The sequence below is a fragment of the Blastococcus saxobsidens DD2 genome (assembly GCF_000284015.1).
GTDB classification, from domain to species: domain Bacteria; phylum Actinomycetota; class Actinomycetes; order Mycobacteriales; family Geodermatophilaceae; genus Blastococcus; species Blastococcus saxobsidens_A.
In genome coordinates, this window is sequence record NC_016943.1 from 3,201,434 (window position 1) to 3,216,741 (window position 15,308).

12 protein-coding genes are annotated in these 15,308 nt (G+C 73.8%); 6 read left to right on the forward strand and 6 right to left on the reverse strand.

Translation table 11 applies throughout. The features are described 5' to 3' along the window. Positions 1 to 253: 253 nt before the first annotated feature. The gene (locus BLASA_RS23565) at positions 254 to 625 is read right to left on the reverse strand and encodes a hypothetical protein (protein ID WP_014377076.1); all 372 of its coding nucleotides are present in this window, start codon (positions 623 to 625) and stop codon (positions 254 to 256) included. Between the two features lie 48 nt (positions 626 to 673). Beyond that, positions 674 to 1,006, reverse strand: a complete 333-nt coding sequence (locus tag BLASA_RS15190; protein ID WP_014377077.1) for a PepSY domain-containing protein — start codon at positions 1,004 to 1,006, stop codon at positions 674 to 676. 168 nt (positions 1,007 to 1,174) lie between these two features. Between BLASA_RS15190 and BLASA_RS15195 the strand changes: the two genes are divergently transcribed. Beyond that, positions 1,175 to 1,852 (forward strand): response regulator transcription factor, encoded by a 678-nt coding sequence (locus BLASA_RS15195; protein ID WP_014377078.1) that lies wholly within the window; start codon positions 1,175 to 1,177, stop codon positions 1,850 to 1,852. Further along, complete coding sequence (locus BLASA_RS15200; protein WP_014377079.1) at positions 1,849 to 3,231, forward strand: sensor histidine kinase; 1,383 nt, start codon at positions 1,849 to 1,851, stop codon at positions 3,229 to 3,231. The genes BLASA_RS15195 and BLASA_RS15200 overlap by 4 nt, the downstream gene beginning before the upstream one ends. A 273-nt stretch (positions 3,232 to 3,504) precedes the next feature. Here the strand turns inward: BLASA_RS15200 and BLASA_RS23570 are convergent, their stop codons facing one another. Beyond that, positions 3,505 to 4,863, reverse strand: a complete 1,359-nt coding sequence (locus BLASA_RS23570; RefSeq protein ID WP_083878023.1) for a LysM peptidoglycan-binding domain-containing protein — start codon at positions 4,861 to 4,863, stop codon at positions 3,505 to 3,507. A 261-nt stretch (positions 4,864 to 5,124) separates the two neighbouring features. Here BLASA_RS23570 and dtd point away from each other — a divergent pair, with 261 nt between their 5' ends. Next, positions 5,125 to 5,556, forward strand: coding sequence for a D-aminoacyl-tRNA deacylase (gene dtd, locus BLASA_RS15220; protein ID WP_014377081.1), 432 nt, complete (start codon positions 5,125 to 5,127; stop codon positions 5,554 to 5,556). A 281-nt stretch (positions 5,557 to 5,837) separates the two neighbouring features. Continuing rightward, positions 5,838 to 6,824: an RNA polymerase sigma factor SigB gene (gene sigB, locus BLASA_RS15225; RefSeq protein WP_014377082.1), complete on the forward strand. Its 987-nt coding sequence runs from the start codon at positions 5,838 to 5,840 to the stop codon at positions 6,822 to 6,824. Between the two features lie 159 nt (positions 6,825 to 6,983). Here sigB and BLASA_RS15230 read toward each other — a convergent pair whose 3' ends face one another. After that, complete coding sequence (locus tag BLASA_RS15230) at positions 6,984 to 9,683, reverse strand: bifunctional GNAT family N-acetyltransferase/acetate--CoA ligase family protein (RefSeq protein ID WP_014377083.1); 2,700 nt, start codon at positions 9,681 to 9,683, stop codon at positions 6,984 to 6,986. Next, positions 9,676 to 10,857 carry an acetoin utilization protein AcuC gene (locus BLASA_RS15235; RefSeq protein WP_014377084.1) on the reverse strand — a complete coding sequence of 394 codons (1,182 nt, stop codon included), beginning with the start codon at positions 10,855 to 10,857 and terminating at the stop codon, positions 9,676 to 9,678. The genes BLASA_RS15230 and BLASA_RS15235 overlap by 8 nt, the downstream gene beginning before the upstream one ends. Before the next feature lie 152 nt (positions 10,858 to 11,009). On the opposite strand from BLASA_RS15235, the gene BLASA_RS15240 reads away from it, so the two are divergent. Together BLASA_RS15240 and BLASA_RS15245 are read left to right on the forward strand one after the other, a co-directional pair. Then, on the forward strand, positions 11,010 to 11,735 hold the full coding sequence (locus tag BLASA_RS15240; protein WP_014377085.1) for a metal-dependent transcriptional regulator: 726 nt from the start codon (positions 11,010 to 11,012) through the stop codon (positions 11,733 to 11,735). 25 nt (positions 11,736 to 11,760) lie between these two features. Beyond that, positions 11,761 to 14,133 carry an alpha/beta hydrolase family protein gene (locus BLASA_RS15245; protein WP_014377086.1) on the forward strand — a complete coding sequence of 791 codons (2,373 nt, stop codon included), beginning with the start codon at positions 11,761 to 11,763 and terminating at the stop codon, positions 14,131 to 14,133. A gap of 15 nt (positions 14,134 to 14,148) precedes the next feature. On the opposite strand, the gene BLASA_RS15250 is transcribed toward BLASA_RS15245, so the two are convergent. Next, positions 14,149 to 15,267, reverse strand: a complete 1,119-nt coding sequence (locus tag BLASA_RS15250; protein WP_014377087.1) for a DUF4192 domain-containing protein — start codon at positions 15,265 to 15,267, stop codon at positions 14,149 to 14,151. Positions 15,268 to 15,308: the final 41 nt, after the last annotated feature.

Genomic DNA, 15,308 nt, shown 5'->3' on the forward strand with positions numbered 1-15,308 from the left:
TCCGTCCAGTCGGTGTCTCCGTCGGAAGACCGGTACCACCGTGGGCGCTACCCGGCACCGGGAACGACATGCGGTCCGGACCGGACGGGAACATGTCGGTCCCGTGACGACCGTCGCCCTCGGTCCGGCGACACGGCGACCGCGACCACCGCGAAAAGTGCGAGCGACGACGGCCGGTCGCCCTCGTGGCGCAGATGGCAGGGCAGGGCGAGGCGGCATCCGCCGCCTTGCCCTGCCCTGCGTTCCGGAGCGGTCAGTCGTCGTCGTCCTCGACGGAGACGACGGTGAACGACTCGTCGAGCGCGACCTCGACGAAGCTGCCGTCGTCGAGCCGGACCTCGACCTCGTAGCCGGTGTCGCCCTCGTCGGCGACCTCGACCTCGGTGACGGTCCCCGCGCCGGCCGCTTCGAGGGCGGCGGCGCCGGCCTCGTCGCGGTCCGGTCCGGTGACCTGCTCGTCCTCCTCGCCGGCGTCGTCCTCGGGCACCTCGGTGCCGTCCTCGCCGACGACGGCGTCTGCCTGCGGAGGAGCGTCGTTCTCCGCCTGTGCGATCTGCGTCCCGCCGATGACCACCGCGGCGAGGGCCGCGGCGCCGAGGGTGGCGCCCTTGACCTTGCTGTTCACGTCGTCTCCTCCAGGGTCGGTTGCTGCGTGGCTCCGGTGCGGCGGCGATCAGTCGTCGTCGCCGGGATCCTCGCCGTCGCGCTCGTCGCCGAGCACGGTGAAGTCCTCGTCGAGGTGGACGTCGACCTGACCGCCGTCGTCGAGGGTGACCTCGACCTCGTAGTAGCCCTCCTCGTCGCCGACCTCGGTGTCGGTGACCTCGCCCTCGCCGAGATGTCCGAGGGCGGCCTCGCTGGCCTGCTCCAGGGCGTCGCCGGTGATGGCGACGTCGGGGCGCGCGTCCTCGTCGTCACCTGCGGTGGCGAGGGCCACGCCACCCCCGCCGGCCAGCACGAGGACGGCCGCGGCACCGCCGAAGGTCCATCGGGTGCTCTTCTTCATGTCTCCTCCAGGATTCGGGATGAACCCCTCGTCGGGGGCAACACCCAGTGTCGACCGGTCCCGCTGAGCGGATGCTGAGAAGCGGGGAGGAACCGGCCCGTCCCTCTCAGCTGCTTCTCAGCACCGGTCTGGCAGAACGGACACTGACGCTCGAAGGGAGGTGCGCGGGTGCGGGTGCTGGTGGTCGAGGACGAGCGGAACCTGGCGGCCGCCGTGGCCCGTGGCTTGCACGCCGAGGGCTTCTCGGTGGACGTCGCCGGCGACGGCGTGACCGGTCTGGACCGGGCGCTGCTGGGCGGCTACGGCGCCATCGTCCTGGACATCATGCTGCCGGGCCGCTCCGGGTACGACGTGCTGCGCGAGCTCCGGGCCCGCCAGGTGTGGACGCCGGTGCTGATGCTGACGGCGAAGGACGGTGAGTACGACATCGCCGATGCCCTCGACCTGGGCGCCGACGACTACCTGACCAAGCCGTTCCCGTTCGTCGTCCTGGTGGCCCGGCTGCGTGCACTCGTGCGGCGGGGAGTCCCCGAGCGACCGGCGCAGCTGGTCGTGGGCGACCTCGTCCTGGACCCGGCCGCGCACCGGGTGCGGCGCGGGGACACCGAGCTGTCGTTGACCGCCCGGGAGTTCGCGCTGCTCGAGCACCTGATGCGGCGCGCGGGTGACGCAGTGGCGAAGTCCGAGCTGCTGGCCGAGGTGTGGGACGAGAACTTCGCCGGCGACCCGAACATCGTCGAGGTCTACGTCGGCTACCTCCGGCGCAAGATCGACGCCCCCTTCGGCTGCACGAGCATCGAGACCGTGCGCGGCGTCGGCTACCGCATCGAGGCCACCGGCGGATGAACACCACCCGACGACCGCGCGGCCTGACCGGGTGGGTGCGAAGTCGCTCCCTGCGCGCGCGGCTGACCACGGCCGCGGTCGTGGTCATCGCAGCAGCGATCACGCTGGCAGCGGTGCTGCTCACCGTCCGGCTCGAGTCGGCGCTGCTGGCGAGCGTGGACGAGGCCGCCCTCGACCGGGCCGAGCGGGTAGCCGCGACGATCACCTCCGGCAGCTCGGCGGAGTCGTCGCTCGCCGGCGACGACGACGAGGTCGTCCACGTCGTCGACGAGGATGGAGCCGTCCTGGCCTCCTCCGTGGAGCTGCCGGACGGCCGGCCGCTGCTGAGGGCCCCGGCAGGCACCGGCCTCGAACTGGTCACCCAGCAGGGGCTCGCCCTGCCCGGTGAGCAGGACGAGCCCTACCGCGTGCTCACCCTCCCGGTCACCGCACCGGACGGGCAACGGGTCCTCGTCCAGGTCGGGCTACCGCTGGACGACGCCGAGGAGAGCGTCGAGGAGCTGGTCTCCGCGCTCGCCATCGGCGCGCCGGCGGTGGTCGTCGTCCTCGCCGTCCTGACGTGGCTGCTGGCGGGTCGGGCGCTCCGCCCGGTGGAGGCGCTGCGCCGGCAGGCCGCCGACATCCCCGGCGACGCGCTGGACCGGCGGCTCGCCGTCCCCGCCGGCGGAGACGAGCTCGCCCGGCTCGCGGTCACGTTCAACGCGCTGCTCGGCCGGGCCGAGGCCGCCATCCGACGACAGCGGGAGTTCGTCGCCGACGCCGCCCACGAGATCCGCAGCCCCCTGGCGTCCCTGCGCACGCAACTGGAGGTCGCCGCGCTGCACGACGACCCGTCGTGGCGCAATCAGCTTCCGGCGCTGACCGAGGACGCCCAGCGACTGTCCCGGCTGGTCGACGACCTCCTCCGCCTGGCCAGGATCGACGCCCGTGTGCCCCTCGCCCGCGACGAGGTCGACCTCGACGAGCTCGTCCTGGAGACGGTCGGTCGCGTCCGTGCGCACACCGCGCTGCGCCTCGACACCTCCGCGGTCTCCGGCGCCCGGATCATCGGCGACCGGGACGCGCTCACCCGCGTCGTCCAGAACCTGCTCGGGAATGCGCTCCGGCACGCCGGCACCACCGTGGCCGTCGCGCTGACCGCGACCGACCGGGCGCTGCTCACCGTGACCGACGACGGCCCTGGCATCCCCGTCGATCAGCGGGAGCGCGTGTTCGACCGCTTCACCCGCCTCGACGACGCCCGCAGCCGCGACGCCGGCGGAACTGGCCTGGGCCTGGCCATCGTCCGCGACGTCGTCCTGCAGCACGGCGGAGAGGTCAGCATCGAGGACGCCGCCCCCGGTGCCCGGTTGCTCATCCGCCTTCCGCTCGCCGGCTGAACCCCACCGCTCAGTTGGCTGCGGCGCCCGTCGTAGAGAGACGGCGTGGCCCTCCCGGGTGACGCGCGCGCCGGGGCGCCCGGCCGCTCCACTGCTTCGTCGACGCATGTGCTGGACCAGCAGCATCCCGATCAGCAGCGCCAGCGGGCCGCGGCCGAGCAACTCGCCGTGCGGGAGCCGGCGCGAACACCCGGTCGACCCGATGGGGGATGGCCGCGACCCTCCGCGGGCGCGGAGGCCATGGCCCGGGCCGCGGACGGACCGCCGCCCGGCTCAGCCGCCAGGGATGGTCAGCCGCTGGCCGACCTGGATGAGGTTCGGGTTCGGCCCGATGGTGGCCCGGTTGGCGGCGTAGATCTCCCGCCAACTCGCGCCGTGACGGGAGGCGATCGAGCCCAGCGTGTCCCCCGGCCGGACGACGTACGTGCTGCCCGACCCGCCGTCGTCGGCCCCGCTCCTGGGACCGCCACCCGAGCCGCCACCGGAGCCGGGGATGGTCAGCCGCTGGCCGACCTGGATGAGGTTCGGGTTCGGCCCGATGGTGGCCCGGTTGGCGGCGTAGATCTCCCGCCAACTCGCGCCGTGACGGGAGGCGATCGAGCCCAGCGTGTCCCCCGGCCGGACGACGTACGTGCTGCCCGACCTGCCGTCGTCGGCCCCGCTCCTGGGACCGCCACCCGAGCCGCCACCGGAGCCGGGGATGGTCAGCCGCTGGCCGACCTGGATGAGGTTCGGGTTCGGCCCGATGGTGGCCCGGTTGGCGGCGTAGATCTCCCGCCAACTCGCGCCGTGACGGGAGGCGATCGAGCCCAGCGTGTCCCCCGGCCGGACGACGTACGTGCTGCCCGACCCGCCGTCCCCGGCGGGCATCGCCCGCCCCAGCGGGTCGGTGAAGGTGTAGCCGCGGGAGGCGTAGTAGGAGATGACCTCGTCGAGTGCAGCCACGGTGTTCTGCCGGTAGCCGCCGCCGTCGTGCATCAGCACGATGGGGTGCGCGCTCCCCGGCGAGGTGGCCCGATCGACGATCTGCTGCTGGAACGACGGGCTCCAGGCCGACGGCGTCGACCAGTCGCGGGTGTCCAAGGACCAGTCGACGACGGTCATCCCTCGGTCCCACGCCAGGCCGGCGATCGATTCGCTGTGGTGCACGCCGAACGGCCCACGGAAGAAGCACGGCCGCGTGCCGGTCGCGTCGACGATCGCCCGCGTCGTCCGCTCGATCTCGGCCACGCGGTCCGCCGGGGAGAGTCGGTCCAGGGAGGGGTGGGACCAGGTGTGGTTCCCGATGGCGTGCCCCTCGGCGAGGATCCGCCGCATCAGATCCGGGTAGCGGGAGGCGTGGTCTCCTCGCACGAAGAACGTGGCCTGGACGCCCCGGGACCGCAGCGCGTCGAGCACGTCAGGCGTGTTCTGCGGCAGCGGCCCGTCGTCGAAGGTCAGCGCCACGGTGCGGTCCACGGTGGCCGGTGTGGTGTCCAGGACGGCGCGGACCGGGGCGGGGCAGCCGGCCGCACCCGCGGCCGGACCGGCGAGCGCCTGCCCCGTGCACAGCACCAGCACCGCGGCGACCAGCACCGCCAACCGCCCACCGAGTCGTCGTCGATCCGTCGGACGCACACCGATCGCGCGCATTGCCGTTCCCCCTCGGTCTCGGGATCTGCGTGCTGCCCCAGGCTGGCACAGCCGTCACGGAGACCGAACGTGCCAGACCAGTATCGGAACGGCCTTCACGAGAGTGTCACCGAATCCCGCGCCCACAGCCCAGGACACACCCGCGAGCCAACTCCGGCGCCATCGGGGACGTCCCGCCCGCATCGACGTTCGCGCGTCAACGGTTGCGGAGAGTTCCGGAGCCGACGCGCCGGCAGTCCGTGCGCTCAGGAGAATGACCCGGTGCGCGCCGTCGTCAGCCGGGTCAGTACAGCCGCTGTAATTGTTGAGGGCACCGTCGTCGGCCGGATCGGCGCGGGGTTGCTGTCACCGGTCGGAGTCGGCCACCACGACGACGAGGCCGCCGCCCGGGCGATGGCCCGGAAGATCCACGAGTTGCGCGTCTTCCCCGGCCCGGACGGCGCCGAGTCGGCCGCCACCCTCGGACTGCCCGTCCTCGTGGTCAGTCAGTTCACGCTGCACACCGACACCCGGAAGGGGCGGCGGCCGTCGTGGCAGCCTGCCGCCCCGGGTGAGGCCGCCGAGCCGCTGGTGGCCGAGGTGGTGGCCGAGCTCCGCCGTCGGGGGGCCACCGTGGCCACCGGGATCTTCGGCGCGGCCATGAGCGTCTCGTCGGTCAACGAGGGACCGATGACCCTGCTCCTGGAGGTCTGACCGCAGCAGCCCGTCACACGAATGACATGTCTCGTATCTGGCGCTGCCGGGTACCGGAGGGTGGCCCACAACACTCCCTGTCGGTTTGCTGTGAACGGTCGAATTGCGGAACACCGGACCCCGTGGCAGCCGTTGTGCAGGGCGTACCACACCGGACAGACAAGGGCGGGACCGGCCGGTGACCCCGTAGCCGTGGCCCCCGCTCCACGCCTGGATGACGCTCCGCCGCCCGACGACGCCGGCGGATGCATCCGAATCGAAGGCAAGGACGAAGACCCACCGTGACGCTGCTGCAGTCCTCCCCCACCGACACCCTGGACGTGCGCGCCCCCCGCCGGGAGCCCGACACCAGCGGCCTGGTCTCCACCGACCTGGTGCGCGTCTACCTCAACACCATCGGCAAGACCGCTCTGCTCACCGCGGAGCAGGAGGTGGAGCTGGCCAAGCGGATCGAGGCCGGCCTCTACGCCGAGCGGCTGCTCGCCGAGCAGCAGGGCCTCACCCCGGCCCGCAAGCGGGACTACAAGACGCTGGCGACCGACGGCAAGGCCGCGAAGGCCCACCTGCTGGAGGCCAACCTCCGACTGGTCGTCTCGGTGGCCAAGCGCTACACCGGCCACGGCATGACGTTCCTGGACCTCATCCAGGAGGGGAACGTCGGTCTCATCCGGGCGGTCGAGAAGTTCGACTACACCAAGGGCTTCAAGTTCTCCACCTACGCCACCTGGTGGATCCGGCAGGCGATCACCCGTGCCATGGCCGACTCCGGCCGCACCATCCGGCTGCCCGTCCACCTGGCCGAGCAGGTCAACAAGGTGGTGCGGACCCGCCGGCGGATGCACCAGGAGCTGGAGCGGGAGCCCACCGCCGAGGAGCTGGGTCTCGAGCTGGACCTGCCCGAGGAGCGGATCGTCGAACTGCTCGAGTACAGCCGTGACCTGGTCAGCCTCGACCAGACCGTGGGCACGGACGAGGAGTCCCGGCTCGGCGATTTCATCGAGGACGCCGACGCCGCCGTCGCCGAGGATGCCGTCGCCTTCCAGATGATGAAGGGCGACGTGCGCACCGTCCTGTCGACGCTGGAGGACCGCGAGCGCGACGTCGTCGTCCTGCGGTTCGGCCTGGACGGCGGCCAGCCCCGGACGCTGGAGCAGATCGGCAAGCAGTTCGGGCTGTCCCGCGAGCGGGTCCGCCAGATCGAGCGCGAGACGATGGCCAAGCTGCGCGACCCGCAGCGCGCCGACGCGCTGCGCGACTACCTGGCGTAGACGATGCACAACGAGGGCCGGTCACCTGCGGGTGGCCGGCCCTCGCTGCGTCGTTGATCAGGTCACCTGATCGTTCCGGGTCGTGGCTCAGCTCCGGTGGTGAGCCAGGACCCGTGGTGGTGAGCCAGGACCCGTGGTGGTGAGTCAGGACGATGGGGCTCAGACCGGCGAGCGCATCCGCCGGGGACCGGGGTCGACCCGAGCGGTCGGCGGGCCGACCAGCGCGGTTCCGCCGGCGACCACGAGGGAGCGGCCACCGTGCCACGGGTTGGCCGGGCCGACGATCACCGGCTCCAGCGTCAGCCGCAGGACCTCCGGCAGGTCGTCGGCCAGCCGCGCGACCCGGAGGAGCAGTTCCTCCAGCGCCGCCAGGTCGACCGGCTCCGACCCCCGGTAGCCGTTCAGCAGCGGGAACGCCCGGGGTGAGCGGACCAGCTCCGCGGCGTCGAGGTCGGTGAGCGGCAGCGTGCGGTAGGCGCGGTCGCCGAGCAGGTCGGTGGCCACTCCCCCGAGGCCGAAGCTGACCAGCGCGCCGAACGACGGGTCGTCCACGATTTCCACCACGGTGGCCACACCCGGCGCCGCCATCTCCTGGACGATGACGGGGTCACCGGACGGGATCGCGGCGAACGCCGTGCGGACGGCCTCGGCGTCGGCGAGGTCCAGGCGCACGCCGCCGAGGTCGGAGCGGTGCCGCAGCCAGGGCGCCGTCGACTTCAGCACGACCGGGTAGCCGACCGCGTCCGCGGCGGCCACCGCGGCCTCGGCGTCGGCGACCCTGCGGGTGCCCAGCAGCGGCACCCCGTAGGCGGCGAGCAGGCCGATGAGTTCGTCGTCGGTCAGCTCGCGGCCGCCGGGCGACTCGGCGAGTGCGCCGTGCACGATCGCCTCGGCGGCGGCCTCGTCGACGTCGGGGAGCTCCGGCTGCTCGCCGACCGGGCGGCGCCGCCAGCGGGCGTACTCGGTGGCCTTGGCGAGCGCGATGACCGCCCGCTCCGGGGTGCTGTACGACGGGACCGATCCGCGCGCGGGCATGCCCTGCTCGTCGGGCACCGTCAGCTCCGGTGGGATGCCCTCGGTGGACAGGAAGCTGGCGACGACCGGCTTCGGCGAGTTCACCGACACCTCGCGCAGCGCCGGGCCGTACTCCTGGGACCCGGCCATCAGCGGCGGCAGGAAGACCGCGACGACCGCGTCCACCCTGTCGTCGTCGACCGCGGCCTGCAGCGCGGCCCGGAACTCCTCGGGCGTGCCGCGCACGCCGATGTCCACGGGAGCCTCGTGCGACAGCTCCATGCCCTCCTCGAGGACGGCGTCGGCGACCAGCACCCCGATCGCGGTGGAGTTGCCGACGACGGCGACCCGGTTGCCCGGCGGCAGCGGCTGGTGGGCCAGCAGCGTGCCGACGTCGAACAACTGCGCCACCGTCTCGACCCGGATCACGCCGGCCGAGGCGAACAGCGCGGCCACCGACTGCTCCGGCACGGCCACCGAGGTCCCCGCCAGACCCGGGGTGACCCCCACGTGCCGGCCACTCTTCACCGCGACCACCGGCTTCGTGCGCCCCACCGTGCGGGCCAGCCGGGCGAACTTGCGCGGGTTGCCGAAGCTCTCCAGGTGGAGCAGGACCACCTCGGTGCCGGGGTCGGTGGCCCAGTACTGCAGGAGGTCGTTGCCGCTGACGTCGGCCCGGTTGCCGGCGGAGACGAAGGTGGACAGCCCGATGCCCCGGCTGCGGGCCCGCTCGAGCAGCGCCACGCCGAGCGCGCCGGACTGGGCGAAGAAGCCGACCCGCCCACGGCCGGGCACCATCGGCGCAAGGCTGGCGTTCAGCCGCACCTCGGGATCGGTGTTGACGATGCCCAGGCAGTTCGGACCGACCACCCGCATGCCGGAGGCCCGCGCGGCGGCGACCAGCTCCCGCTCCGCCGCGCGCCCCTCGGGGCCGGCCTCGCCGAACCCGCCGGAGATGACCACCAGCCCGCGCACGCGCTTGCGGCGGCAGGACTCCAGGACGCCGGCGACCTCGTCCGCCGGGACCGCCAGGACGGCGAGATCCACGTCGTCGGGGATGGATTCGATGTCGGCGTAGGCCGGAACGCCGCGGACGTGGCGGGCACCGGGGTTGACCGGGTACACCGGGCCGGCGAAGCCGTAGTCGAGCAGGTGCCGGAGCACGGCGTTGCCGATCTTGCCGTCGTCGTTGCTGGCGCCGACCACGGCCACCGACGACGGCGTGAGCAGCCGCCCGATCGACCGGGACTCGCTGCGCTGCTCCCGTTCGTAGGCGACGGCGAGGGCGTCCTCGGTCTGCTCGATGGGGAAGGTCAGGTGGACGACGCCGTCCTCGTAGGAGCGCTCGGCCTTGTAACCGGCGTCCCGGAAGACCCGCACCATCTTGCTGTTCTGGGCGAGCACCTCGGCGACGAACCGCTTGATGCCGCGCTCCCGGGCGGCGGCGGCCAGGTGCTCGAGCAGCACCGACCCCAGCCCGCGGCCCTGGTGGGCGTCCTCGACCAGGAAGGCCACCTCGGCGTCGTCGGTGCCGGGGTACCGGTCGTAGCGGCCGACCCCGATGATCTGGTCGCCCAGCATCACCACGAAGGCCACCCGCCGGTCGTGGTCGACGTGGGTGAAGCGGTGCAGGTCGCGGTCGGAGAGCCGCTTCATCGGGCCGAAGAACCGGTAGTAGCGGGTCTGGTCGCTGCTGCGGTCCATGAGGCCGTTGAGGCCCTCGGCGTCGTCGGGGCAGATCGGCCGCAGGTGCACCGTGCCGCCGTCGGCGGCCACGATGTCGGCCTCCCAGCCCGGCGGCGGGGTGGGGTTCTGCTGGTCCTCGGCGCCGGTGGGCTCAGTCACGGGGGTCGTCCGGGTCGAGACCGAAGTAGGGGAAGCTCGCGCGGCGGGTGCGCATGATCGCCCGGTCGACGCGGGACTCGCTGAAGCTGTCCCAGCGGGAGAACCCGGTGTACCCGCCCTCGGTCATGTGCGTGGGTGGCCGGGCCCGCAGCCCGCGCCGGAGCACGTCCTCGCGCCAGGACTCCGGGATCTCGGTGGCCGGGTCCAGCGGGGTGCCGCTGACCTCGGCGAGCAGGTGGGTCCAGGCGCGGGGCACGCAGCGCACCAGCCCGTAGCCACCGCCGCCGAGGGCGATCCACCGGCCGTCGCAGAGCTGGTGGGCCAGCTCGTGCATGGCCTTGTAGCCGGCGCGCTGGCCGTCGACGGTGAGCGCGAGGTCGGCCAGCGGGTCCTCGTGGTGGGCGTCGCAGCCGCACTGGGTGACGATGATCTGCGGCTGGAACGCCTGGAGCACGCTGGGCACGACCGCGGTGAACGCGCGCAGCCAGGCGGAGTCGTCGGTGCCGTTGGGCAGGGCCAGGTTCACCGCGCTGCCCAGTGCCTTCTCGGCGTCGCCGGTCTCCTCCGGGTAGCCGGTGCCCGGGAACAGGGTCAGCGGCGTCTGGTGGATGCTCACCGTGAGCACGCGGGGATCGTCGTAGAACGCGGTCTGCACGCCGTCGCCGTGGTGGACGTCGAGGTCGACGTAGGCGATCCGCTCGTAGCCCTGCCGCAGCAGCCAGGCGATGGCGACGGCGGCGTCGTTGAACACGCAGAAGCCGGACGCCCGGTCCCGCATGGCGTGGTGCAGGCCGCCGGAGATGTTGACCGCGTGCTGTGCGGCGCCGCTGTGCACCTGCTGGGCGGCGAGCACGCTGCCGCCGGTGATGAGGGCCGCGGCGTCGTACATGTCGGGGAAGACGGGGTTGTCGGGGGTGCCCATGCCGTGGCCGACGTCGGGGACGAACGGCGCCTGCCGGACGGCCTCGAGGTAGCGCGGGTCGTGCACGAGGGTCAGCAGGTCTTCCCCGGCGGGGGTCGGGGTGAGGACTCGCAGCCGGTCGGTGGCCAGGACGCCGAGGCTGTCGGCCAGCCGCATGGTCAGGTCCAGCCGCACCGGGTGCAGCGGGTGGTCGCCGCCCATGGTGTAGCCGAGCAACGCGTCGTCCCAGACGACCGCCACCGAGTCGCTCATCGACCCCTCCCCCGGCGAACCCGGCCGGGCGCGCCTGCTCCCGCCGGACGCTACCGGGTCCGGTTCCCGCACGTACGGCCCCGAGACCGGCTCGGCCACCCCGTCCGGAGTCCTGCGCCCCGTAGACTGGCCGCCGACACGGAGGAGTACCTGTGAACGACCTGATCGACACCACGGAGATGTACCTCCGCACCATCTTCGAGCTGGAGGAAGAGGGCATCGTCCCCCTCCGCGCGCGGATCGCCGAACGCCTGCACCAGAGCGGCCCCACGGTGAGTCAGACGGTCGCCCGCATGGAGCGGGACGGGCTGCTCACGGTCGAGGGCGACCGGCACCTGCAGCTCTCCGACCACGGTCGGCAGCTGGCCACCGCGGTCATGCGCAAGCACCGGCTGGCCGAGTGCCTCCTCGTCGACGTCATCGGGCTGGACTACGCCGACGTCCACGAGGAGGCGTGCCGCTGGGAGCACGTCATGAGCGAGGCGGTCGAACGCCGCCTGCTCTCGCTGCTCGGCAACCCGACGGTCTCGCCGTTCGGCAACCCGATCCCGGGCCTGGAGGCGCTGCGCGGCGACGAGCCGGTGGGTGGCGAGACCTCCACGGTGCTCGACTCGCTCACCCTGCTGTCGACCACGGCCACGGCCGAGGGCCGGCCGGTCGTCATCCGGCGGATCAGCGAGCAGTTGCAGGAGAACCCGCCGCTGCTGCGTGCCCTCGCGGAGCACGGCGTCCGACCCGGGGTCAGGAAGACCGCTCAGCTCGTCGACGGGTCGGTGAGTCTCGACGGCTACGTGCTCCCCGCCGGCGTCGCCCAGCACATGTTCGTGAGCGCGCTCGACGAGGAGCTGACCCTGCTCGAGGCCGCGCCGCTGCTCTGAGCCGCTGCCGCGCCAGGAAGACCGGGTGACCGCGGAACCAGCCACCACCGACCCCGGGAGCACGGCGGCGCACGACCTCGTCGCCACCCGCCGGGACGACGGCGCGGAGGTCCTGCGGGTCCCGGCGGGTGACCTCGACGCCGCCACGATCCCGGTGCAGGCGGTCACGACGGAGCTGGAGGAGCTTCCGCCGGAGGCGTTCCTGCAGGCCCGGGCCGTGCGCCGACCGTTCCGCCGCGCTGAGCCGCGGCAGCGCGGCAGCAGCACCCGGCTCACTACGGTGGGGCGGAATCCTGCTCCCTCGCGAGAGAAGGCCCCGGTGAGCTCCTCCACCGCTGAACCCGCCGACCCGGCCCCCGAGGCCTCACCCACACCGTTCCACCACCTGCCCGACTTCGTCGCGATCCCGCGGATCGGTGCCCTGGCCCTGTCGCCGGACGGGTCGCGGCTGGCCGTCTCGCTGCACACGCTCGCCCCCGACCGGAAGACGTGGCAGTCAGCACTCTGGGAACTGGACCCGCAGGGGCGACGTCCGGCCCGGCGGCTGACCCGCAGCACGCCCGGCGAGTCCGCCCCTCGATGGGCTCCCGACGGCTCGCTGCTGTTCCTCTCCGCCCGGCCGGATCCGGGCACGGACTCCAAGGACGAGCCCACGCCGGCGCTGTGGAGCCTGCCCGCCGAGGGCGGCGAGGCCCGGCCGGCCCTCGGTCGCCCCGGCGGGATCAGCTCGTTCGCCGTCTCCGCCGACACCGGGGACGTGGTGGTCGTCGCCCCGACCCTGCCGGGCGGCTCCGACCCCGATGCCGACCAGGAGCGGCGGAAGAAGCGGGAGGACGCCGGCGTCTCGGCCGTCCTGCACGAGGCCTACCCGGTCCGGTTCTGGGACCACGACCTCGGTCCTGCGAGCCCGCACGTGTTCTGGGCCGGCCGGCTCCCGGCCGACGAGGAGCCCACCGGGCGCACGCCGGCCCAGCTGCGCGACCTCACCCCGGACGCCCTGCCGCCCACCGGCGCCGGCGACGACATCGCCCTGTCCCCCGACGGGGCCGGCCTGGTCCGCGCCGAGGACGTGCCGGACGGGCCGGCCGGACGGCGCAGCCGGCTCGTGCTCACGGAGACGGCCACCGGCGAGACCCGGGTGCTCGTCGACGACCCGCTGGCCGACGTCTACGCCGCCGCGTTCTCCCCCGACGGCGCCCAGCTGGTGTGCGTGCGGGAGGCGATGTCGTCCTACGCCGAACCGCCGGACTACACGTTGCTCCTGGTGAGCGTCGCCGACGGCACCGTCCGGGAGCTCACGCCCGACTTCGACCGGTGGCCCAGCGCGCCGCAGTTCAGCGCCGACGGCAGCGCCGTCTACTTCCTCGCGGACGACGACGGCCGGCACGCGGTGTTCCGGGTGCCGGCCGACGGCGGGGAGCCCGTGCGGCTGACCGGGGACGGTGCCTACAGCGACCTGCAGGTGGCCCGCGACGGCACCGCCCTGTACGCCCTCCGGTCGGCCTACGACTCGCCGCCGGTGCCGGTCCGGCTGGACCCGTCGGCGCCGATGCAGGACCCCGAGCCGCTCCCTGGCCCCGCCACGGTGGAGGGCCTCCCGGGCACGCTGCACGAGCTGCGCGCGACCACCACCGACGGGGCCGAGGTGCAGTCGTGGCTGGTCCTGCCCGAGGGGGCGTCGGCGGAGCGGCCGGCACCGCTGGTGCTGTGGATCCACGGCGGTCCGCTGATGAGCTGGAACTCGTGGTCGTGGCGCTGGTGCCCATGGGTCCTGGCGGCCCAGGGGTACGCGGTCCTGCTGCCCAATCCCGCGCTCTCCCAGGGGTTCGGCCTGGACTTCGTCCGCCGGGGCTGGGGCGAGTGGGGCGAGGCGCCCTACACCGACCTCATGGCGGCCGTGGATGCCGCGGAGCAGCGCCCGGACATCGACGCGAGCCGCACGGCGGCGATGGGCGGCTCGTTCGGCGGCTACATGGCCAACTGGATCGCCACGCAGACCGACCGGTTCGCCGCGATCGTGACCCACGCCAGCCTGTGGAACCTGGAGGCGTTCACCGGCACCACCGACTCGGCCTACTACTGGGAGAAGGAGTTCGGTGACCCGTTCACCGAACCGCGCCGCTACGAGCAGAACTCGCCGCACCGGTACGTTGACCAGATCCGCACGCCGATGCTGGTGATCCACGGCGACAAGGACTACCGCGTGCCGATCGGCGAGGCGCTGTCGCTCTGGTACGGGCTGCAGAAGCGCGGAATTCCGTCCCGGTTCCTGTACTTCCCCGACGAGAACCACTGGGTCCTGACGCCGGGGAACTCGCAGGTCTGGTACTCGACCGTGCTCAGCTTCCTGGCCGAACACGTCCTCGGCGAGGAGTGGCGGCGGCCCGAGCTGCTGTGAGGGGCCCACCTCCGGTCAGGCCGGCCGGCGGGCGGGGCCGCCCGCGCCGGCTGCCTGCTCGAGGAGGGCGCGCAGTTCCCGCGGCGGGAGGCAGGCCGCGAGCCCCTGGCTGAGCAGCCGGGCCAACGCGAGGTCGGGGTCGCTGTCCATGGCGCGGTCCAGCGCGACGTTGGCCATGGCGCCGTCCCCGCGCAGCCAGACGCTGACGGCCAGCAAGGTGGCCGGTGCGGCGTCCAGCGGCGCGGGCGCCCGCCGGGTGCACTCCGTCCAGAGCGTCTCCGCCGCTGCCGCGTCGGCACCCAGCGCGAGCTGGAGCGCGGAGTCACGCACCTGCGGATCGCGCAGGGCCCACAGCAGGTCGGCGACCTCGTGGTCCTCCAGCGGACCGCCGCCTCCCGGACCCGGACGGCACCGGGCGACCGCCCGGACCAGTGCGGCCCACGACTCGTCGGTCAGCACCGCCGGGCCCACCGCCCCGAGCCGGGCCGTCCGCCGGGCGGCCGCCCGGGTGCAGGCGGCCCGCATGCCCCCGCGCGCGCCCGGCGGCGCGGCGATGCGGGCAGACAGCGCGGCCCGGTCGGCGGCCACCACCTGCCCGGTGGCGACCGCCGCCACGGCCAGCTCGCTCACGCCATCCGGAAGCGGGGTCCCCGCCGCGGGGGCGCAGCAGGGGTAGGGGCAGTCGTAGGACCACCAGCGACCGCGACGCACCAGCAGCACGTCCCGCACCGGCAGGTCCGCCGCCGACAGAACCAGCAGCAGCTCGTGCACCAGCGGCCGGTGCGGCAGCTGGGTGCCGCTCACCAGGGCGCCGTCGGCCCCCTCGTCACCGCCCCTCGGGTCGAGGTCGTCGGGGTCGTCCGACACCACGACCAGCAGCGCGGCGGTCGGCGCGTCGCTGCGCAGGCTCGCCACGAGCTGGCGTGCCGCCGCGCCGGCAGCTCCGGCCGGTGGCAGGTCGCCCCGGACCGTGAGGCCGACCCGCCCGCCGGTCGGGCCGCCCAGTCCGACCAGGACCACCGACTCCCGCGGGTGGAACCCGAGCAGGTGCGGCAGCGCGGCGACCACCTCCCCCGGATCGGAGATCCGGACCTCGGGGCGGTCGGTGCCGTACGCGTCGGCGGGAGCGTCCATGCCCCGACCCTGTCCGGCGGCGGGCGCGGCCGGGGCCCGCC